At 58.6% G+C, this 21,691-nt stretch carries 14 protein-coding genes; all 14 read right to left on the bottom strand.

What is annotated here, in order from left to right; genetic code table 11:
- Positions 1-394 precede the first annotated feature (394 nt).
- Entirely contained in the window at positions 395-1,627 is a 1,233-nt protein-coding gene (locus N0M98_RS27575; RefSeq protein WP_259619763.1) for a VWA domain-containing protein, read from the bottom strand.
- 3 nt (positions 1,628-1,630) lie between these two features.
- Positions 1,631-3,982: a DUF5682 family protein gene (locus N0M98_RS27570; RefSeq protein ID WP_259619762.1), complete on the bottom strand. Its 2,352-nt coding sequence runs from the start codon at positions 3,980-3,982 to the stop codon at positions 1,631-1,633.
- Complete coding sequence (locus N0M98_RS27565) at positions 3,979-5,070, bottom strand: AAA family ATPase (RefSeq protein WP_259619761.1); 1,092 nt, start codon at positions 5,068-5,070, stop codon at positions 3,979-3,981. Before N0M98_RS27565 ends, N0M98_RS27570 begins: the two co-directional genes overlap by 4 nt.
- Positions 5,071-5,119: 49 nt before the next feature.
- Positions 5,120-6,934, bottom strand: a complete 1,815-nt coding sequence (locus N0M98_RS27560; RefSeq protein WP_259619760.1) for a hypothetical protein — start codon at positions 6,932-6,934, stop codon at positions 5,120-5,122.
- Positions 6,935-6,964: 30 nt separating this feature from the next.
- Complete coding sequence (locus tag N0M98_RS27555; RefSeq protein WP_259619759.1) at positions 6,965-8,404, bottom strand: SWIM zinc finger family protein; 1,440 nt, start codon at positions 8,402-8,404, stop codon at positions 6,965-6,967.
- Between the two features lie 53 nt (positions 8,405-8,457).
- A complete protein-coding gene (locus N0M98_RS27550; protein ID WP_259619758.1) occupies positions 8,458-10,467 on the bottom strand; it encodes a dihydroorotate dehydrogenase in 2,010 nt (669 codons plus the stop codon).
- Positions 10,468-10,664: 197 nt separating this feature from the next.
- Positions 10,665-11,441, bottom strand: coding sequence for a TspO-related membrane protein (locus tag N0M98_RS27545; RefSeq protein WP_259619757.1), 777 nt, complete (start codon positions 11,439-11,441; stop codon positions 10,665-10,667).
- A gap of 313 nt (positions 11,442-11,754) precedes the next feature.
- Positions 11,755-12,744 (bottom strand): TRM11 family SAM-dependent methyltransferase, encoded by a 990-nt coding sequence (locus N0M98_RS27540; RefSeq protein WP_259619756.1) that lies wholly within the window; start codon positions 12,742-12,744, stop codon positions 11,755-11,757.
- Positions 12,745-13,040: 296 nt separating this feature from the next.
- A complete protein-coding gene (gene mglC / locus N0M98_RS27535; protein WP_259619755.1) occupies positions 13,041-14,051 on the bottom strand; it encodes a galactose/methyl galactoside ABC transporter permease MglC in 1,011 nt (336 codons plus the stop codon).
- A 24-nt stretch (positions 14,052-14,075) separates the two neighbouring features.
- The gene (locus N0M98_RS27530; RefSeq protein WP_259619754.1) at positions 14,076-15,593 is read right to left on the bottom strand and encodes a sugar ABC transporter ATP-binding protein; all 1,518 of its coding nucleotides are present in this window, start codon (positions 15,591-15,593) and stop codon (positions 14,076-14,078) included.
- 128 nt (positions 15,594-15,721) lie between these two features.
- Positions 15,722-16,786: a galactose ABC transporter substrate-binding protein gene (locus N0M98_RS27525; RefSeq protein ID WP_249861356.1), complete on the bottom strand. Its 1,065-nt coding sequence runs from the start codon at positions 16,784-16,786 to the stop codon at positions 15,722-15,724.
- A gap of 219 nt (positions 16,787-17,005) precedes the next feature.
- Entirely contained in the window at positions 17,006-18,001 is a 996-nt protein-coding gene (locus N0M98_RS27520; RefSeq protein WP_259619753.1) for a substrate-binding domain-containing protein, read from the bottom strand.
- Positions 17,998-19,779, bottom strand: a complete 1,782-nt coding sequence (locus N0M98_RS27515; protein WP_259619752.1) for a sensor histidine kinase — start codon at positions 19,777-19,779, stop codon at positions 17,998-18,000. The genes N0M98_RS27520 and N0M98_RS27515 overlap by 4 nt, the downstream gene beginning before the upstream one ends.
- A gap of 20 nt (positions 19,780-19,799) precedes the next feature.
- A complete protein-coding gene (locus N0M98_RS27510; protein WP_259619751.1) occupies positions 19,800-21,455 on the bottom strand; it encodes a response regulator in 1,656 nt (551 codons plus the stop codon).
- Positions 21,456-21,691 lie beyond the last annotated feature (236 nt).

Raw genomic sequence — 21,691 nt, 5'->3', positions numbered from 1 at the left:
GCCCCCGGATATCCACAGGAAATGGTTGCGCATCATTTCCTAAACAACAAAAAAACCGCAGGCTCCCAACGGAAGCCCACGGTTCATGTCACAGAAATTATGGATCATCGATCCCGGAAAGCGAACCGCCTTGCCCAAGGTCCTTCAAAAAGACCGGCAAAACGTCCGCTCCCGGGATTATCCAACTGACACCCGGCCGTCGAGGCCGATGGACTTCATCTGCTTATTCAATTCCAAGACAACTGCATTGAACGTATGCCGGATCATGATCATCGGCCTCCTTTCGATTTATGATATGGTTATGATATACGCGAGAGGGAATGTTTGTCAATGATTAAATAAAAAATATTTATTGATTTTATTAAAAGTTTCTATTGATTTCTGCGGCGCGTCATCACTGATAGCTTTTGACGGAGCCCAGCTTGTCGGCCAGCGCCTGCAAGTTTTGCCCCTTCAAGGCCCCCTCGATCAGCTCGGGAAGGCGGTCCGGGGAACAACCGAAGCAGGGGATGCCCATTCGCGCCAGCTTCTTTGCATTGCCTTCGTCGTAAGACGGAACGCCCCGATCGGATAGAGCCAACAGACACATCGCTTGGACGCCGGCCGCCCGCATCTCCTCCATCCTCCGCAGGAAGGCCGATACGTTGCCGCCTTCGTACAAATCGGAGATGAGAATAAACAGCGTTTTCTGCGGCTCTTTGATGAACGGCTCGCAGTAAGCGACCGACTTGTTAATGTCGGTGCCGCCGCCCAGTTGAATGCCGAACAGCATATCTACCGGGTCCTGCGCGCACTGCTCGCTCAAATCGACGACTTCCGTATCAAAGACGACGACCCGCGTCTCCAGCGCGGGCAAGCTGGCGAGCACGGAGCCGATGACCGAGGCATAGATGACCGAATCGGCCATGGACCCGCTCTGGTCAATGTCCAAAATAACCGTCCATTCCTTGCTCCGCCGGGCCCGGTCGAAAAAGTAAAAGCGCTCGGGAATCAACCGCTTGCTCTGCTCGTCGTAATGCTTGAGATTTTTGGCGATGGTCCGCTTCCAGTCCATCCCCGAAAGCGAAGGCAGCGGGGAATGCCGCCTTCGGTTCAACGCCCCCGTGACGGCCCGGCGAATATCTTCTTCCATCCGCTTCATAATTTCGTCGACTACGGCTTTGACCAGCTGTCTTGCCGTGTCTTTGGTCTTCTCGGGAATTTTGCCGCGGAGCGCCATCAAGGTGGCGACCATCTGAATATCCGGTTTCACCTGCTCCAGCATCTCCGGTTCGAACAGCAGCTGCTTCAGCCCTTTGCGCTCGATCGCATCGGCCTGAATGATCGATACGATATCCGAAGGGAAGAAGCTGCGGATATCCCCGAGCCACTTGGCCAGCTTCGGGGACGAGGCGCCGAGTCCCGCCTTGCGGCTCCCTCCCGGACTGGCGCCGGATAAGGCTCCGTCGCCGGTTTCATCGTAGATGGCGGCCAGCGCCTCGTCCATCATTCTCGCTTCTTCGTCGAGCAGCCCGGCGCCGCCGCCGAATGCGCTCAGCTTCTCCTCGGCGGCTTCGCCGAGAACGAGACGCCAGCGCTTTAACCGCTCTGCCGGCTCCATTGGTTCCTGCCGTTCCTGTATCGTCATAGCTCACAAATCTCCAAAGTCGTAATCATTAAGCTCATCCAGCATCCTTCTCTCCTCTTCGCTGAGCGGTCGCTGCAGCATTTCTCCCGCCTGGTCGCCGCCAATGCCCCACAGCTCGCCGAGCATCTCGGCGACCAGCTGCTTCTCCCGCGCTTCGAACGAGCCGAACGCTCGGCGCAGAAATACGAGCGAACGGTGAAACTCCGCGCCTTCCAGCGAACGGATATAGTCGTCCAGCTGCTCCCATAGCCCCGTTCGCGAGAGCAGCGCATAGCGGTTGCGCATCGACATCCCTTCGAACCAGCCGGCTCCCAGGTCGGCCGGAATGCCGGGAGACAACCGTCGCGACACCTCGCGCGACACTTGTTCGCTTCCGAGCTGATTGCGCTCCAGCAGCAGCGCAAAAGCCAGGCCGGACAGCTTGGCGTTGCGGTCGTCGCGCGAAGCGAGCGCCTGAAGCTGGCGCAGCCACAGCGCATCGTCCACGTGATCGTAATGCTCCTGCGCGATCCCGTGCAGCTCGCCCATCGCCTGCGCGATGCCTGCGGCGGCTTCGTCGCTGCATCCGGCCGCATCGACGAGCAGCAGCGCGCCGCGCAGGAACAGCTGCTGAAGCAGCGGCAGCAGCGCCGACGTGTCGACCTTGCGCAGATCGCCGTAGCGGATCAGCACCGACAGCTCGACCGCCGCGGCCGCAAGCTGCGGCACGCTGCCGGCCTCCACCGCGAGCCGCTGCAGCTCTTGGCGCGCCTGCTCCATGGCGTCGGGCAGACCGCATTCGTACGCGGCGCGAATGATCCGGGAAGCTTCGCGGATCTCGGCGCATTGCTCCAGCCGCTCTTTAATGACGAAGGCGGCGGCCAGCTCGATCGTCTCGCCCTTCAGAACGGATTCCACCGTCTGAATCTCCGCTTCCGGGGTCCATTGGAGCACCCAATGCTCCGCCCAGGTGGCGGCGTTCTGCCTTACCTTTTTGTTGCGGGCGAAGGCGATTTGCAGCAGCCCCAGCCGATGCAAAAAGGTCGAGCGGTGCAGATCGAGAAAGGCCGCTTCGGCCGACTGCACCCTCCGGTTTTCCCGCAAATCCAGCTCCAGGTCGGCTGCGACCGACGTTTTGTATTTATCCAGCTTCAGCCGCTTCAAATTGCGGTTCATATCGTCTTGAATCGACGTCTGGCTGATCCCTTCCGGCAGCGAGCCGATGGCCGTCCCGATATCGGTTCGCGCCAGCGCCTCGGCAACGGGAGCCAGCTCTCCGAAGCCCAGGCAGACGATCGCCGCATCGCGCAAATCTTTATTCGTCGGCAGGCTTCCGCCGTGCAGCGAAGCCAGCGCTTCGGACAGCCGAACCCCTTCGATGACGGACGCGGTCGAGCGCGAATTGCCTTCCTCCCGCATCCGGGCCGCGACGGAAGACAAATACAGCGAAGGCAGCTTCGCCATGTCGCCCTGCCGCAGACAATGCCAGAGCAGCTCGAAATAGGCGGGAGCCGGATTGCCCGCCCCGTACCCCGAATGCGAGGACAGCTTGTAGTAGGAATACGGCATTAGCGTCAGCTTCGTCGGACGGCGCGGCAGCCCTTGCAGCTCCTCGTCGGTCATCATCGGCAGCGACATATCGAGAGCGGAGGCGTGATGCGCTCCCGTCACGACGACGATCCGCTCCGCGGGGTGGCCCGCCGCTATAGCTTCCGCTATGCTGCGGCGCATATAGGCTTCGCGAATCGCGTTATACGCCGCCTCCTGCGGATCGAACGCCCATTCGTCCTGCTCCAGCATGGCGCGGATTTGGCCCGAATATTCCAGAAGCGACCGGCGGTAAGCGCCGGGCTGCAGCGGATGCTCGAACTGTCTTTCCCAATAAGCTTCGTAATCCGCTTCGCCGGACAGCTCCGCGAGCCGGTCGTAGATCAAGCGCTGCTTGCCGTAATAAGCTCTGCGCGCGGAGTCTCGGTCCAATCCAGCTTCCTCCTGAAGCTCTGGCTCTGCGTCCCCGTCCCCGGACGTTCTCCGCAGCCCGTGAAGCGTGACGGCGGCATCCGACGGCAAGTCGATGAACGCCGCCTTGGCCCCGCGCTCGGCCGCCCAGACGAACGCCTGGTATTCCGGCGAGTAGGCCGCCAAGGGGAACACGAGCGTCTCCACGGGCAGCTGCTCGGTATAAGCCAGAATAGCGATAGGCGGATTGACGCCGCGCGAAGTCATTTGTCCGATCCATTCGGTTGCATCGGACGGCCCTTCGACCAGCACGAACTCGGGCTCCGTTTCGTCCAGGAAGGCCCGAAGCTCATAGGCTCCCGCAGGCGATAAATGGCGGATGCCGAATACATGCACCTGCCCGTGGCCGCGGTTCAATCGTTCATCTCCTTGCATGCGTTGTATAGGCTTCGCCATTCCGATCCCCGCTTCTTCATGACATTTTCCAAATACTGTTTCCAGACGACACGGTCTTGATCTTCATCCTTCACAATAGCTCCCTGCAAGCCTGCGGCGATATCTTCCTCCCTGACCTCTCCCGTGCCGAAGCTGGCGGCAAGCGCCATGCTGTTCGTCAGCAGAGAGATCGCTTCGGCCGTAGATACGACGCCGCTCGGCGGCTTCACCTTCTCCTTGCCGTCGAGCGTCATGCCGCTGCGCAGCTCGCGGAAGATCGCGACCACCTTGCGCACCGCTTCCTCCTGCGGCAGCTCCGCCTGCAGCTCGTAGCTCGCCGCGATGTCCCTCACCCGCTTGCGCACGATTTCGACTTCCGTCTCCAGGTCCGCCGGTGAAGGCAGCGCCAAAATATTGAACCGCCGCTTGAGCGCGGCGGACATATCGTTGACGCCCCGGTCGCGGGTATTGGCCGTAGCGATGATCGAGAAGCCTCTGGATGCGGACAGCTCGCGTCCGAGCTCGGGAATCGAGATCGTCTTCTCGGACAGGATGGAGATGAGCGCATCCTGCACTTCCGACGCGCAGCGGGATATTTCCTCGAACCGGGCGATGCCGCCGCATTCCATGGCGCGGTAGATCGGACTCTTGATCAGCGCGTCGTCGCTCGGCCCGTTGGCCAGCAGCATGGCATAGTTCCAGGAATAGCGGATTTGCTCCTCGCTCGTTCCGGCCGTGCCTTGAATGACCTTGGACGAATCGCCGTGAATGGCCGCGGTCAAATTTTCCGACAGCCACGATTTGGCCGTTCCCGGCTCCCCGATGAGCAGCAGCGCGCGGTCGGTCAGCAGCGTGGCGATCGCAATCTCCACCAGACGCTTATGTCCGATGTATTTCGGCGTAATCTCGACTTTGCCCGCCTGGCCTCCCGTAATGAAGGTCAGCACCGCCCGCGGAGACAATCTCCAGCCCGCAGGTCTCGGATCGCGGTCCGCCTGCCGCAAAGCTTCGAGCTCCTCCCGAAACAATCGTTCGGCCGGCAGCCTGAGTACATTTTGTTGTTGTTCCATTCGTTTCGCTCCACTCCTTTATCGTGTCGACGTCCCGTGCAGAGGGGCGTCAGTAGGTTACTGCCTTGTTCTCTTGGCTTTTGATCCGCTCCGCCAATTCCCTTACCTGCTGCTTCAAGCTTTCGTAAGGCAGCGCTTCGGCGAATTGCGCCACACGCTCGGCGTACGCCGCGGGAAGAGCGGCAAGCAGCGCCAGCTTCTCGTCGTCCAGGTAATAGATCTGCTTGGCCTTCGTTAACTCGAAGGTGCGCATAATCAGCTCGGGGGCATCCTTGCAGCGCTGTCTGAGCAAAGCTCCCAGGATCGATACGGTGCGCGGCTTCATCAACTGGGGAGCCGTCTCCCAGCGCTTCAGCAAGTAGGACGTAACTTTGTCGTCCGGCTCGCTCGCCAGGCGGCAAACCAGCTCCTCTTCGTTGATGTCGGCGAACAGATGCACCCACCTGGAATCCCATTCAGGCCCGGCTGGCAGCGCCCGCTCGGCCCCTCCGAGCGATGCCGCTCCGTCATATGCGGTTCCGTAAGACGCCGCTTCGCCAGCCGCTCTCCAGCCAGCAGGCTCCGTCAGCGTATAGAAAGCATGCAGCAGCTCTTTGGCCGCGGCTTGCTGCTTGCCCTTCGCTTTGAACGCTTGCGCGAAACGATCGTATACTTCTCCCGGCGGCAGCGTACGCACGGCGGCTTGAAAGCTGTGAGCGATCCATTTGCGGTCCCGCTGTTCGCTAAGCGCCAGCAGGAACCGGTCGGTACCCGGGAGTCCCATCGCGAGCAGCTGCCGGGCCGCTTCCCGCTGCAGCGTATCGGCTTCCTTCACGGCGAACGCCGGCTCCGATAAGAGCCTCATCCACAAATCGGCGATCTGCGGATGCGTCTTCCCGTCCATACATTGAGCAGCCGACTCCAGTGCCGCAATCGCTTGCTCTGCAGCCTCGGCTTGGGCAAGCGACGGCAGCTGCGCTTCGGCAAAAGACACCAGCCGTTCGGTCAGCGACTCGGATTCGCAGCTTTGGATCGGATCGATCGCATTGTCGCGGTCTTTGCCCAAAAAAGCCTGATACAGCCGATCCGCAGCTGCGCCGCTTGCCAGCTCCGCCAGCGCGAAGTAGGCCGCGCGGCGTATTTCCTTCTTTTTATCGAGCGATTGTCCCAACAGGACGGCCTCGCATTCGGGATACGCTCCCAGCAGCTTGATTGCGGCCGCCCGTACTTCCAGCGAGCCTTCGGTCATCGCCTGCAAGTACAAAGTCTTCTCCTTCATACCCGCGATCCGGTGAATATGCTGCAGCCGGCGAACGGCTCCTTTGCCCGCCTGCACGTCGAATTGGCTTTTCAGAACAGGCAGCGCCTGCTCCCCCAAGGCGGGAACGACATATTCCGTCACATATTCGGCGATTTCGGAATTCGTCTCATCCAGAGCGGAAACGGCGGGGACGATGGTCCGGATATCCCGGAACACGCCCTCTTCATAGGCCGTTCGTATCGCTTCCAGCCTGCCCGGATCTTTCTGCGTCAACGCCTCGGTTGCCGCCCGCAGCTTGCGGTACGAAACTCCCGTATAGCAAGAAGTGTCCGCCGTCCGAATCGGCACCGCTTCCCCGGCGGCATCCGTCTTGCCTTGCGTATACATGACCGCATGGAGCAGCGTTCCCAGCTCAAGCAGCTTCGGCGGCGCTTCGTCCCCGGACGCTTCCGTCAGCTGCTCCACCAATCGGGCCAGGCGATGAAATACCGGAGCATGCTCACCCAGCGCCTCAAGCCGGGGCCTGAGCTTGTCGAGCCGCACGTCCCCGGCCGCCAGGGCGCTGCCGGCTATGAACAGCCGCCGAACCTCGCTATGTAACTCTTGCAGCAATTGTATGCTCATCAAGCGAGCCTCCTTTCCTGAATGGCAATATCAAATGAGCCGTACGACGCCCGTATCCGTTATTAGACTGAGCGGCTGAACCTGTAGCCGGTTTTCCCGAAAATCATGCTTCATCATCACAAGAAACGTCTGATTGTCCGTATGCTCCGCCTTCAGCAGCGGCAGCAGCTCCGTGCTTCCCCGCCCGGACCAATCCGCGTCGCCCAAGGCAAGCCGCTTCCCTGTGTCGTCCTCCAGCACATACGTCCCGTCCGCCTTGTGCAGCCGTGCCGCATGCAGCAGCATGACCGGCCGCTTCTCCCCGAGCGGATTTTTCATATGATTTTTGGCCGTTTTGACCGCCTCGGCGAATGAACGGCAAGCGGCCGCGCGCACCTTGGCGTAATCGCCGCTCCCGGGCTCGCGGAACAAGGCCGCCTCCCAGCGAATCCGCGGATTCATCTCTCCCGGGTAGACGAAGCATTCGCTTGTCTTGACCACGGCCTCCGTCGAATCTTCCTCTTTCATATGCTTGGCAGCCCGCACCGGCCTGTAATTGCGCGTCGGATACACGGCCCCCGATTGCAGATGAACCCACCAGCCTTCATCCACATATTCGGCCCTGGCTTCGTCCTCGTAAGAGCGGAACGCCAGCTGCAGCAGCTCCGCTTCGGGCAGCACCCGGCCGTGCTCGCGCAGCTCCGCCAGCTGCCAGGCATGGCCGAGCCGCTCCTCCAGCGTGGAAGCCGCGTCCATCGGCGCTTCCGGATCGTTCTTACGCGCCTCCAGACGCTCCCTGCCTTTTCTGACCAGAGCATACAGCACGGTCAGCCGGTCCATCGCTTCCGTATAGACCGCTTCCCTATTCTCCTCCGTTTGCAGCAGCAGCAACAGCTCCCGCAGCGCCGCCTGCGCGCCCGGAAGATAATAATTGCCGAGCTGCTTGGATTGCTCCTCCAGCATATGAAGCGTCTTCGGATCGATTCCGGCCAATCCGCTCTGCGTGATTTGCCTGACCAGCTTATCGAGCAGACCGAGGCCTTCCAGCTGGCTGGCTATTTTTTTGACGAGCGCGGACTTGTTCGTCTTGCGCTTGGCGGCGGAAGGAGCCGTTCCCGCGGCCCCGGCCGCTTGCTTCTTCTCCTCGCGTTTCTCCGCCTTTTCGCGCTTGTCCGCTACATCTTCAGGGACTTGTTCCGTCTGAAACGGAGCCCCGGAAGCAAAGGCGTACAGCAAGCCGAGAATATGCTTGCACGGAAATTGGCGGCTCGGGCATGAACAGCGAAACACCGGACTGCCCGGCTTCGCGTAATCCGCCGAACAGCGGTACGGTTCCTTGCCGCTCCCTTTGCACTCGCCGAAAAGCAGCGTTTGATCTTCGGAGCGGCACAGTTTGGGGAAGCTGTTTTTTCTGGCAAGATCCCGGCCGTTCTTGACGGCGGCGGCGTTCAGAGCCAACGAGTCCACATACGTTTCGGTAATGTCGATCATAAGCGTACCTCTCGTTCGTTCCGATTAATGGCTTGCTTTTACTACTTTCCACGTTATGTCATGGATTTCCTTTTTATGTGCGCCGATGGTCCCGGCTGACGCTGATCGACGGGACTTCCGGCCTGCCGGCTCATCATATAAGGATATAAGAAGAGCAGACCGAGCACATACAATGCAAAAGCGAAATAAGCGGGCAGCAAATGCCATGCATTCGTGTAACCGATTTGCTGATGCACGCTGAAGCCGGCCAAGAACCCCGGAAGCCCGCCGAGCAAAAACGTCCACCACAGCCAGCGGCTCCCCTGCCGGATTCCCCATAACGCCGCGGCCAGCAGAGCTAACGCATCGGCGAACAGCGCTCCTCCGAACCCGGCGCGGTCGTGCGCGATCAGCGGAAGAAGCTTATCGTTAATTGCGGCCAGCATCTCGGGCGTGGCGCATAAATATTGCAAATCCTCGGGCACGAAAACGGCGGTGACGCCTACAAAGGAGATGACGAGTCCGCCGATAGCAAGCGCCAAGCCGAGGGAGACCATCATCAGCTGTCCCCATTGAGCGCGCCGCCATATCCGGTCGTTAAGCAGATTCGGTCTTTCCCGGGGCGGGAGGTCCTCCTGCCTGCGCATCGACAAAATGAACATCGGCAGCAATATCGCTGCCGCCGACGCATGAAGCGGATCGAAGTAACCGTAGCCCAAGTACAGGAAAAAGCTGCTGAAGCCGACGATGCAGGAGGTCGTCAACGCGGTTTTGGCCCAATGCAGCCCCTTGCGCAGCCCATGATACGCCAGCTGCCCATATATAATGCCGATAGAAATCATCGTACCGGCCAGCGTAACCCTGTCATGCGACATAAAGCCGAGCAGGTACGGATTGGCCTGAGTCAAGGCTGCGGGCTCCATCCCCAGGAAAACCGTATCGTAAGGAAGTACGACGGTCGTCGCCGCAATGATCCAGGCGAGCACGCCGCCGACGATCATGCCGAGTCCGAGCAGACACATCCAGCCCCAGCCGTGCCAGAACGAAGGCGGCGCGGGGGCTTCGGACGCGCGGATCGTCTCATGCAGAATCGCTTCGTTAATGCGCTTGGCGAGGCCCGGTCCCGCGTAGACAAGACCGCTGTGCAGCTGCACGAAGTCCGCTCCCGCCCGTCTCAGCTCCAGCGCGTCTTCCGGCTCGTGGATGCCGCCGCCGGCGACGATCTTCATCTCCGGCCCGCCCAGCTCGCGGAGCAAGGCGACCCGCTCGGCCGCCGCATCCCGGCACGCGCGGCCGACGATAGCGCCGCCTTCCCCGCAGGCGGCGTCGCCGATCACGACGCCGGACCACGGTCCCGGCGCAGACCGAATGCCGCGGAGCAGCTGCGCGAGCCGCTCCTGCGGATAATCGGGCGGCGCATACAGCAGCAGCGGCGGCGCTGCATCCGCCTGCCGGGCATCCTGCGGCAGCCGCTCGGCCGACGCCGCGATCGCTTGCAGGTGCGCGAGGCTCTCCTGCAGCGGCCAGCCGGGGTCCGGCGCTTCGATGTAGAACGCCGCGGCATAAGGCCGCAGCTCCGCCAGCAAGCGCCGCTCTTCCTGCAGCGCTTGCGCAGGCGAGCTGCCCGGCATGCTGCGGATGCGCAGCATGAGCGGCAGCGGGTGCCCCCGCTTGCGCTGCAGTCTGCGGAGCGTCGCATCCAGCCCCGGGTTCGCCGCAGCGTCCGGGTAGACGATCGCCTCGTTCGGGATATCCCGGCGAATCGTCCGGCCGTCCTTGATCTCGCGGACGGTCACCGGTCCGATCTCGATGAAGCCGAGGCCGAATTGAGCCAACGCCCGATGGGCGACGCCGCGCGGGTCGAGCCCGCCCGACAAGCCGACCGAGTATGGCAGGGATACTCCGGCCAGCTCGCTCTTCAATAAAGGAGAGGGCTCCATATGCCCCATCGTGCGAATGAGCAGGCGGCCTCCCGGCAGCTTGGCCAAGGCTCCCATCGCGTGCAAAGTCAAATCCCGAGCCAGCTTCGGAGGCAGCCGAAACAGCAGCGGGCGAAACAGCGTTTGATACGACCAATCGGGCATGGAACCGAAGCCCCCTTTCATTTCAAAATCGTTTTTATACCATTTATTACTATATGTAACGCTCCTGCGCCCTTTTTGTTGCACTTTTCAACCTTATTCCCCTGATGCCGCAGCGGAAAAAAGCCACCCCGCGCCAGACGAATCTGTGCGTGAAGCAGCCTTATTGCCAGATAGCATTCCGCAGTCCTTCGGCCGGCTTATCTCCTTTTTATCTTGTGTTTCCGCGTAAGCAGCGAATACAACAGCAGCAGTGCGTAGATCAGCAGCAATCCGGCAGAGACCCACGCCATACAGAAGATCGCCGGATAGTCCCGGTTAGCCGTCCCGATAGCGCTCATCGCCCAAACGATCGCCAGCATATAAAACGGATCGTGAAAACGGCAGCCGATCAGAAGACTCAGCAAGCCGGCAATCAGCAGACCGATGACGGTCCAGAACGTTTCGGGCAGCCCCAAGCCGTCCCACTGATGCGCGTACAGGAAGACGGCCGCATTCGCCAGGCTGGCCGCCGTAATCCATCCGAAATAAAGACTGAACGGCATCTGCACCAGAAAGCGAATCCAGCGGTTCGAAGACCAGCCCTTATACCGGGTATTCCAATAAATCGCCGCCAAGGAAAGCAGCAGGCCGAGCATGACGAATAGCGAGGATGAGATGAACAAGCACTGCCATAAGAAAAGCCAGCTTATATTGAAAAAACAGCTCACGACAAACCACGGACCGATGGCCCGAACCTCGTCCTGCTCCCTTTGTCCGGGAATGAGCTGTATAATGGCGTAGCCGAGCAAAAGCGCATAAATAAGTCCCCATATGGAAAAGGCGTACGGCGCAGGCGTAATTTGAACGGGAAACATCGCGGAAATTTCTCCGGTCGCAAGTCCGCCCAGAGGATGTATCTGCGCCAATGCGTTAACGGCAATAACGGCCAGACAAGCAAACATATTGAACGGGCGCAGCTTTGTACCCTTATACATGACGACCTCCTTGGGTTATCCTGTTCTTCCTTGCCCCTCCGGTCCGGCTTTCGCGCTCGCTTGCGCCTTGCCGGGTCCTGTAAATGAAGCGGCCCGAATGCCTCGAGCTTGTCTCCATGCCAGTATATGTGCAGGCTTGCTCATGCATGCCATACGCCAAAGCGAAAAAGGCTCTTTCCGGGAAAATAATATTTCTCCCGAAAAGAACCTATTAGCGCAATAAGAAGCATATCAACGTCTTGCAGCGCCGGAATCCTGCTGCGATCCATGGTGAATGCTGACGGTTTTGCCCGGATCTTTTCTTAACCTTACGCTAGGTCTTGGCAGCGTGAAGCTCGCTCATGTCGTCCGCGCACAGCATAATATGCCGGACAAAAGCTCCTTTGCTCACTTCGCATCGGTCGACCGTAACAAGCCCCGCCGCGGCGATGGCATCGTCGATCGCATCCGTCGCGATGACAACGACTCTGGCAGCCAGGCGGCGGGCGCTCTCCAGCATAGCCAGCCGCTCCTCCGCGGACAGCACCGAGCACAGATTATACGGCAGATCGAGCACGGCCGCATCGTAGCGTCCTGCGATCGCGTGGATGCTGCCGACCGACACCCTCGCGTCGAATCCGAAATGAGCGAGATTTCTCCGGGCTCCGCGCACGGCAAGCGGATTGATATCGCTACCCGTCATGTCGATGCCCATCGACACCGCTTCGAGCAGCACCGTGCCGATGCCGCAGCACGGGTCGATCGCCCGGACGCCGAGCGGCTCGGGAACGGCGATGTTGGCGACGGCTCTGGCAACCCGCGTGCCGAGCGCCGTCGAATATTGCTGCGGCTTCTCGTTATGCCGCAGCCATACGGCCTCGCCCTTGACGATGTCGCCGAACAGCCAGCGGCCGTCCGCGCAGGCGATGCCGAACCGGCGCTGCGGCCTGCGCATCTCGGCCTTGCCGCGAATCCGCGAGCCGACGAGCCGCTCGATCGCCCGCCGCTCTTCATAAACCGGAGAATCGCCGGTTTCCACGAACTCGGCCTTGAACGTTTCGTCCGCAAGCCGTACCTCCCCCGCCCGCTCCGCCAGCTTCTCCAGGCTGTCTTCCTCGCAGAGCACATCCAGCCTCAGCTTGATAAACGGGCTGCGGCTCGGTTCGACCGCCTTGGAGCTGAACAGATAGCCTGCTCCCCCTGTCTCGGCATCGTTGCCGAACAGCGCGCGCAGCTCCATTGCGCATAAAGCTTGTTCACTTTCATGACAAACGTAACTATATACATACAGCGGCTGCGGAAGCCGCGCCGATTGCTGCTTCATCAAGCTCTCATCCGTCCTTGCGTGTTTAAAGTCCCCTTGCGGCACGGCCCTTGCTTTTCTGGATACGCCGCGCCCAAGTTACCTCATTGTCTCACCCTAAGGACGCCTTGTCCACCCTCCCCGCGTTTGCCGCCATGTCATCTTAGAAGTGCGGTCATTGAGTCGTGTCCTGCGGTCGATAGAAGTTTCCGCTCGCTGTTCCAACTCCTCCCGTTCGGGACGTTCATAAGCAGCAAAGGGACGAGACAGCGATTTTGTCCGCCGCCCCTCCCTCCGAATGATGCCGTGCCGAGCTTCTATTTTTTGGCCAAATATTTGCGGATATCGAACGCGACGGCCGCTACGATGATCAGCCCTTTAATAATCAGCTGCCAATACGGGCTGACGCCGATAAAGGTCAGGCCGTAGTTGATGACGCCGAAGATCAGCACGCCGACGAGCACGCCCGGCACCGTGCCGATGCCGCCCGCCGTCGATACGCCGCCGACGACGCAGGCCGCGATCGCGTCCAGCTCATACATATTGCCGTAGTTGTTGGTGGCGCCGCCGGTTCTGGCCGCTTCCAGCACGCCGCCCAAGCCGTACAGCGATCCGGCAAATGCGTAAATGTACAGCAGGTTGCGCTTGACGTTAATGCCCGAAACCGTGGCCGCCTGGATGTTGCCGCCGATGGCGTACATATTTTTGCCGAGCCGCGTCTTGTTGAATACAACCCATACGATCAGCGCGACGATGATGGCGATAATGACGATATAAGGGATGGAATAAGAGCCGTTCGGCCCGAAGAAGCCGGTGCCGATATTGGTGAAGTCCTTGCGCAAGCCGGCGATAGGCTGGGATTCGTTCGGCTTGAGGTCGAAGTAAATCGAGTTCGCGCCGTACACGATAACCATCGTTCCCAGCGTGGCGATGAAGGGCGGCACGCTAAGCCGCGAGACGATCCAGCCGTTCAGCAATCCGACGAGCAAGCCGGCGAGAATGCCGATCACGATCGGCGCCCATAAAGGCAAATCCGGCATATCCGGGAAAAAGCGGCGCGGATAATCCGATATTTGCAGCATCGAAGCGGACAGCACCGCCGTCAGCCCGACGACGCGGCCGGCGGAGAGGTCCGTTCCTCCCGTGATCAGGATGAACGCCATACCGAGCGCAATGATGGCTCTGGTGGAATTTTGCAGCAAAATATCGCGCAAAATATCTATCGACAGAAATCGCGGGTCCGAGACGGCGATCCCGATCACCAGTACGATCAACACCATGTAGATCGCGTTCTGCGTTAAAAAGTTGCCTACTGATTTCGTGTTCATGTGTGAATCCTCCCGTGAGAAGCCCTACACCATATATTTGGTCGCAAGGCGCATGATCTCTTCTTCTGTCGCTTTCTCCCCTTCGACGATGCCGGACAGCCGCCCTTCGCACATGACCATGATGCGGTCGGACATTCCTAACAGCTCCGGCATTTCCGACGAAATCATAATAATGCTTTTGCCCTGCCTGGCAAGGTCGGCGATAATCGAATAAATTTCGTACTTCGCCCCGACGTCGATCCCCCGCGTCGGTTCGTCCAGCAATAAAATGTCCGGCTCGGTCAGCAGCCAGCGAGCCAGCAGCACCTTCTGCTGATTGCCTCCGGATAAATTTTTGATCAGCGTTTTGACCGATGGCGTCTTGACCCGAAGCTGCTCGACGCTGCGTTCCGCTTCCGCTTTCATCTTCCTCTCGTTCAGCAGGAAGAACGGGTTCAAGTACCGGTCGAGATTGGCGATCGCCGCATTCTCTTGAATCGACAGCACCGGAAAAATGCCCGTGACCCGCCTCTCTTCCGTTAACAGCGCGATTTTATGCTGCTTCGCCGCCTGCGGCGACTTGAATTTGACCGGCTTGCCGCGCAGCGTGATCGTTCCCGACGATACGGCCCGCAGTCCGAACAGCGCTTCGATCAGCTCGGTGCGCTGAGCGCCGACCAGACCGCCGAGCCCGAGCACTTCGCCTTGGCGCAGCTCGAAGGAAATATCCTTGAACGACTTCGCCGCCGGAGAAGTCAGCCCTTCCACCTTCAGCAAGACGCCGCCGGGTACGTTCGATCGCTCCGGAAACCGCTGGCTGAGGTCGCGCCCCACCATGCGCGTAATGATCAGATCGGTCGTCAGCTCCGAAGCCGCCCATGTGCCGATCAGCTTGCCGTCGCGCATAATCGTCACTTCATCGGATATGCGCAATATTTCCTCCATTTTATGTGAAATGTAGATGATAGCGACGCCGCGGCTTTTGAGCTGCCCGATAATTTTGAACAGCGCCTCGACTTCGTTGCCCGTCAGAGACGAGGTCGGTTCGTCCATGATGATGACGCCCGAGTGATACGATACGGCCTTGGCGATTTCCAGCGATTGCAGCTTGGAAACCGACATGGAACCGGCCAAAGCGTGCGGATCGATATCCATCTCCAGCTCCTTGAACAGCCGCTTCGTATCGTTCAGCATTTTTCTATGATCTACCAATCGGAAAGGCCCCCAGCCTTTTGCAGGAAAACGCCCGAGCCATATATTCTCCATCACATTGCGCTGCGGAATAGGGTGAAGCTCCTGATGAATCATCGATACGCCGTGATCGAGAGCGTCCTTCGAGTTTTTCAGCTCCACCTTATCGCCGTTCAAGTAAATCTCGCCCGCATCCGGCGTATAAATGCCGAACAGGCATTTCATCAGCGTCGATTTGCCGGCCCCGTTCTCGCCCATCAGGGCATGAACCGTACCGGGCCGGACTTTCAGCGTCACATTGTCGAGCGCCTTGACGCCGGGGAATTGTTTGCAAATGCCGTTCATTTCAAGCACAAACTCATGGTCAGCCATGGTAACGCCCCTTTCGGAAAAAAAGAAAGCAAGGGTACGACGAAAGCAGTCATTGCCCTTGCCTTGTATTGCCGCAGTTTCTTCGGCGCATCATGGTCGCGCCGCGCTGCCTTTCATGAACACTGCATTTATTTGGCGTCGTTCACATTGTCTTTCGTAATTTTTTTGTAAGGAACCCATACGTATTTGCCGTCCGTAATTTCATATCCGGTATTGTCTTTGTTCGGCGTTTGGCCTTGAGCGAGCACGCTGGCCAGATTCAAGGTCGCTTTCCCCTGGTTTTTGGCGTCGTTGAGCACCGTGCCGAGCAGCGTGCCGTCTTCCAGCGCCTTTACAGCCGGAGCGGTGGCGTCGACGCCGACGACCGGCATATATTTGTTGTCTTTGAAATAGCCTTTCGCTTTCAGCGCTTCGATCGCCCCGAGGGCCATGTCGTCGTTATTGGCGAATACGGCCTCGATTTTATCGCCGTGGGAAGCGAGGAAGGCGGCCATTTTCTCCTGCCCTTTGACGCGGTCCCACATCGCCGTATCTTCAGCCAGCTTCTCGACCTTGATACCGGCGTCCTCCACCGCTTTAATCGAAAATTTCGTGCGCAGCTCGGCATCCTGATGTCCCGGCTCGCCCTTCAGCATGACATATTGCAGCACGCCGTCCTTGTTTTTATCCGCTTCCGGATGGGACTTGAAGTAATCGACGACCAGCTGCCCTTCCATCGTGCCGGATTGCTCGGCTTTGGCGCCGACATAGTACACTTTATCCCATTTCTTCATATCGTCGGCGAGCGGCTCGCGGTTGAAGAACACGACCGGCGTATTCGCCGCCTTCGCTTTATCGATAATGACGCCGGCGCCGGTGCGGTCGACCGGGTTAATCGCAAGCGCATTCACTTTTTTCGTAATGAACAAGTCGACTTTGTCATTCTGGGTAGGCTGCGAGTTCTGGCTGTCGACGATATCCGTCTGGGCCTTGCCCTCGGCGGCGGCCGAGATCGCATTGCGCACGCCCGTCATGAACGTATCGTCGAATTTGTAGATCGCAACGCCGATGACCGGCTTCTTGGCGGACGCTCCGCTGTCCGTGTTGGCCGGGCCGCCGCCGGCTGCCGGCGCATTCGTTCCGCCCGTGCCGGAGCAGCCCGCCGCCGCCGTCATTAATGCTGCCGCAAGCAGCGTGGATACAACCTTTTTCATATCATTGACCTCCATTTACTTATATAGTTAACTCGTTTCCGCTTTTTCATTATCGTTGAAGTTACGGCCGATTCCCATGCAAAATTCTCATCCATTCTATAAAAATTCTCATGTATTTGGGGCCGCAAAAAAACGACGCCGTCCTTATCTTAACTCCCGCGGGGCTTAAGATAAGGACGGCGTCTAAAGTTAGCCAAACGGGCCGCGCGTATAACGCAGCTACTTCACGAACGGGAACAGCAGCTTCTGATTGTCCAGCCAAAACATATTTTCCTGATCGATCACTTTCGTCCCCGTATCCATAAAGGCCGGATTCCGCTTGCCGTTCATCGCGTCGACGGCGTACTTGACGCCCAAATAGCCCATGCTGAACGGGTTCTGCACGATCGTCGCCTGGATGATCCCTTCCTGCAAATATTCGATATCCTCCGGCGTATTATCGAAGGTGACGATTTTCACCTTGCCGGCGAACCCGAGGCGCTCGGTTTCGGCGGCAACGCCCAGCGAAGCGGCCGCATCCAGCGCGACGATGCCGTCCGCCTGCTCCCGCTGCAGCAGCAAGGCTGCCAGCTCGCCGCACCGCTCTGCGCTGCCGGAGCAGTACTGCGTAGCGCCGGCAAGCACGCCGGGAGCGGCCCGAAGCGCATCGCGCAGCCCCCGCTCCCTCTGCTCCGCGTTGCGCCCGCCTTTGCCGAAGCTGATGACCGCGATGCGGCTGCGCCCGCCGGTCAGCTCGATCAGCTTCTTGCCCGCCTTCTGGCCGGCTTCGACATTGTCGATGCCGATGAAGCTCTTGACTCTGGACGATCCCGCCTCCGAATCGATCGCGATGACCGGAATCCGCGGCAGGCCCATCCGGTCTACCGCCGCGCCGAGAGCGCCATAATCGCTGGCCGCCAGCACGAGCGCGTCCATCCCGTCCTTGACCGACTGATTCAGCAGTTCGATCTGACCGTTCACATCGCCTTCTTCGTCAGGCCCTTCGACACGGAGCTCCACGCTGAATTCTTTGGCCGCGGCTTCCGCTCCCATCTTGACCGTCTTCCAGTAATCGCCGCTCTTCGATTTCATAAGCAGCGTTACGTTCTTGATTTGGCCGGCTTCCGCCGGCTCAGAATCGGACGCGCAGGCAGGCAGCAGTGCGGGAAGAGCCGCCAAGGCAAGCAAAATAATCCGGCGTCTTATGACCGAGCTTACCGCTCCTCTTGTAATCATCCTTGCGTCCCCCCTTCGTCCATCTGCAGCGGCAGCCATACCCGAACGACGGTGCCTTCCTCCTGCTTGCTGTCGATATGCAGCCCGTATTCCTCCCCGAAGGCCAGCCGGATACGCTGATGCACGTTGCGCACGCCGACGCCGGAGCCTTCCTCCGAGGCTGCCGAGCCGTGAAGCAGGCGCTCCAGCTTATCCGGCGGTATGCCGAGCCCGTCGTCCTGCACCGTGAACAGCAGCTTGCCTCCTTCGATCGACGCCGTAATCCGGATCAAGCCTTCGTCCACCATATATTCGATGCCGTGGTAAATCGCATTTTCCACCAGCGGCTGCAGCAGCAGCTTGAGCGTCCGGCAATCCAGCGCCTCCTCTTCCGCTTCGATCACGTATTCGAACTTATTTTTGTAACGGATTTTTTGAATGACCAAATAATTGCGCACATGCTCCAGCTCTTCCCGAACAGTAATAATGCGCTTGCCGCGGCTTAGACTGATGCGGAAAAACTTCGACAGCGACGTAATCATCGTGATCACGTCCTCGCTCTTGCCGCTGCCCGCCATCCGGACGACGGAATTGAGCGTGTTGTACAAAAAATGCGGATTGATCTGCGACTGCAGCACGTCCAGCTCGGTCTTGCGCTTCGCTTCCTGCTCGCGGATGCTCTGATCCATCAGCTGGCGGATTTGCGACACCATATAATTGAACCTGCGGGACAGCCGTCCCACTTCGTCGTTGCCGGTAACCGGAATGTGAATGTGAAAGTCCCCCTGCTCCACCTTGCGCATCGATTTCTCCAGCCTTTTGATCGGCTGCGATATTTTGGCCGACATGAAGGCGGAAATCAGCAGCACGAATACGATGACCGCAGCGAGGAGCCAGGCGATAAAGCCTCCGATTTCTTTTTTGGCGGCCACGATTTCATCCATGTAAGAAACCCCGATAATTTTCCAGCCGATGTTATTGACCGTCTTGATCGTAATCAGCCGCTTCTCGCCGGTCGATTCGTCCAAATAGCTGCCGTACGTATACTTCAGCGCCTGTTCGACGTTTTCATATTTCAGGCCGATATAAATCAGCTGCTGCTGCGGATGGTAGATGATATTGCCCGCCGATTCGTCGATAATGTATACATAGCCTTTTTTGCCCAGGCTGACTCTGCGGAACAGCTCGTCCATCGTCTTGAAATTGACGTCGATCAGCAGAACCGCCCGTTCCGGCTTGCCGCTTCGCATAACCGTAATCCCTTTGCTCATGGAAACGACCCATTTGTACTCGCCTTTGTACAAATTTTGAATATGCGGCAGCGAGAAGGACAGATGATCCGGTATTTCCACCGCCGACGTGAACCAGCTCTGCTCCGTCAGCTTCGTATTGCTGCGCATTTCGGCCGCGGGCAGTCCGGTAATCAGCTCGCCCGACTGGGTAAACAAGGCCATCGAGACGATATCCTCGCGCGATTCGAAGATCGTGTTCAGCTGCTCCAGCAGCGTATCGTTCGGAATCGGGCTGCCGGCGCGCACCTTGCGGTCGACCAGATCGAATACTTCCGTGACCGCCTTCAAATACACTTCGAGGTTGTAATTAATTTGCTCCACGATCTGTCCGTTGCTGAGAAACGTATTTTGCTCCGCCGTCCGCGCAAATTTGTTGTACAAGATGACGCTGACGATCAGCATGACCGCAATGGCGATCAGCGTAAAGGAGGCGGTAATAATAAACTGGATGCTCTTCGATTTCCACGTGTCGGCCAAAGCGCGATACTTTCTGCGGATCGCATTCATCGCCGCCGCCCCCCTGTTCTTTAAGCTTCGCGCGAGCTGTTCTTATATTCTTTGGGAGAAACCCCTACATATTTGCGGAACGAGTAGCTGAAATAATTGGGCTCCGAGTAGCCCACCTTCTCGGCGATTTCGAACGTCTTCAAATCGGTTGTCCGCAGCATTACTTTGGCCGCCTCCATGCGGATATGCAGCAAGTAGCCGACGAACGTCATCCTCGTTTCTTTTTTGAAAATGCCGCTGAAATAGCCCGCACTAATATGCAGATGGCTGCACACCTTGTTGATCGAAATATCGCTCTCGTGATAATGCGCCAGCGCGTACGCCTTCGCCTTATCGACCAGCGATTTGTAGGAGGACTGCCGCTCGCTGACAATGCTGCTCATCAGGCGGCCGCACAGCCCTGCAATCCAATCCTTCGCTTCCTGCGGGTTGGTCAGCTTATGGATTTCGGCGAACGGATTGAAGCTTGCCCCGAGCACCGGGTCCAGATCGGGATTGGCGTCTTTGGCCGCTTTCAATATGGCGGTCAGCATCTCCAGCAAATAAATCTGGTAATCCTTGAACGACACCGGCGCCGCCTCAATCCCCTGGAACAGCTCGTCCACCAGCTCCTTCATCTCCTGAAGCGTGCCTACCTTAATGCAGCGAATGAGCGCATGCTCCTTCAGTTCATCGAACTGCAGCTTCTCTACGGCGCGTTTCTCGACGTCGTCGATCATTATGATCCGGTTATTGCCGAGAATAAGCCGGTAATCAAGCGCCATCACCGCCGATTTGTACGAATAGCTGACGTTGGCGATATCCGCTGTGACCGTGCCGACGCCGATCGTCACCGACAGCTTCACATATTTCTCGATGCTCTGGCGGATCTCTTCCAGCACGGATGCCGTACGTTTGCTTACCGCCTCCTGGTCCGTTTCCGCCGCCGCGGTGAGCAGCACAAGATTGCCGTTGTGCAAAAACACGATGCCCGCCTCGTATTTATTGACTATTTCCTCGGAAATGTTTAAGATCGCAAACAATTTCAATTCCTGGTCCTTGGAATATTTGAGCGATTGCGACCCGGCCCTCCTCCCGTTCGGATCGGCCGCTTCCTCTCCGCCGGGATTGTCCATGCTGAGTACGGACACGACGAAGCTTGCACCGTCTATCTTCACGTTATAGTTGAGCGACTTTTGCTCGATTTCGGCCCGGGGCAGCTTGCGGTTCATCAGCGAACCGAGGAACACTTCGCGAAGCACAGGCAGGCTTTGCCTGTAATGCTCCTGCAGCGTCAGAACGTTCTCCTTCCGGGCGATTTCCTCGTCGATCAGCCGCTTGATCTTGGCCAGCGCTTGCATAAGCTCTTGAGTGGAAAAAGGCTTCAACACATATTCGTCGATATGCATTTTGACCGCCTTCTGAGCATATTCGAACTCATCGTAGCCGGTTAAAATAATGATTTTGGTCATCGGGTATTTGCCGCGAATCCATTCGGACAGCTGCAGACCGTCCATGAACGGCATGCGAATGTCGGTTACGACGACGTCCGGAGTCCATCTCTCGATCAGCTCCATCGCCTCGCTGCCGTTCTCCGCCGTATCGGCGACCTCGAAGCCGCAGGAGGCCCAATCGATCTCCTCCACGACGCTTTCCCTGACTTCCTCCTCGTCTTCTACCAAAATAAGCTTGTACATGATTACTCCTCCTGTATAGGACGGTATACGTCTCTCCCTAGCTGCGCCCTGTATTGCAGACGGCCGTTAGAAGGGTGGCGAAAAAGGCCGCTGCGGCGTCCATTTGATCCTCCAATCGCTGTTGAAATCGGATTTTTGGATCGTTGTTTCCTCTTTTCTATAGATAAAGATCCGCTTTCAAAGGCGAACGCTGACGCTTTTCCGGATTCAAATGCCCCTCCGCTCTTTGTTCACCG

It is taken from the genome of Paenibacillus doosanensis (assembly GCF_025060755.1).
In the GTDB taxonomy this organism is placed as follows: domain Bacteria; phylum Bacillota; class Bacilli; order Paenibacillales; family NBRC-103111; genus Paenibacillus_S; species Paenibacillus_S doosanensis.
Note: the sequence above shows the minus strand (reverse complement) of the source record. Positions and strands in the feature narration are given on the sequence as shown.

Coding starts and splice junctions, on each gene's coding strand:
- N0M98_RS27575 (WP_259619763.1), bottom strand. CDS start 1,627: ATGACGATACAGGAACGGCAGGAACCAATGGAGCCGGCAGAGCGGTTA.
- N0M98_RS27565 (WP_259619761.1), bottom strand. CDS start 5,070: ATGGAACAACAACAAAATGTACTCAGGCTGCCGGCCGAACGATTGTTT.
- N0M98_RS27560 (WP_259619760.1), bottom strand. CDS start 6,934: ATGAGCATACAATTGCTGCAAGAGTTACATAGCGAGGTTCGGCGGCTG.
- N0M98_RS27555 (WP_259619759.1), bottom strand. CDS start 8,404: ATGATCGACATTACCGAAACGTATGTGGACTCGTTGGCTCTGAACGCC.
- N0M98_RS27550 (WP_259619758.1), bottom strand. CDS start 10,467: ATGCCCGATTGGTCGTATCAAACGCTGTTTCGCCCGCTGCTGTTTCGG.
- N0M98_RS27545 (WP_259619757.1), bottom strand. CDS start 11,441: ATGTATAAGGGTACAAAGCTGCGCCCGTTCAATATGTTTGCTTGTCTG.
- N0M98_RS27540 (WP_259619756.1), bottom strand. CDS start 12,744: ATGAAGCAGCAATCGGCGCGGCTTCCGCAGCCGCTGTATGTATATAGT.
- mglC (WP_259619755.1), bottom strand. CDS start 14,051: ATGAACACGAAATCAGTAGGCAACTTTTTAACGCAGAACGCGATCTAC.
- N0M98_RS27530 (WP_259619754.1), bottom strand. CDS start 15,593: ATGGCTGACCATGAGTTTGTGCTTGAAATGAACGGCATTTGCAAACAA.
- N0M98_RS27525 (WP_249861356.1), bottom strand. CDS start 16,786: ATGAAAAAGGTTGTATCCACGCTGCTTGCGGCAGCATTAATGACGGCG.
- N0M98_RS27520 (WP_259619753.1), bottom strand. CDS start 18,001: ATGATTACAAGAGGAGCGGTAAGCTCGGTCATAAGACGCCGGATTATT.
- N0M98_RS27515 (WP_259619752.1), bottom strand. CDS start 19,779: ATGAATGCGATCCGCAGAAAGTATCGCGCTTTGGCCGACACGTGGAAA.
- N0M98_RS27510 (WP_259619751.1), bottom strand. CDS start 21,455: ATGTACAAGCTTATTTTGGTAGAAGACGAGGAGGAAGTCAGGGAAAGC.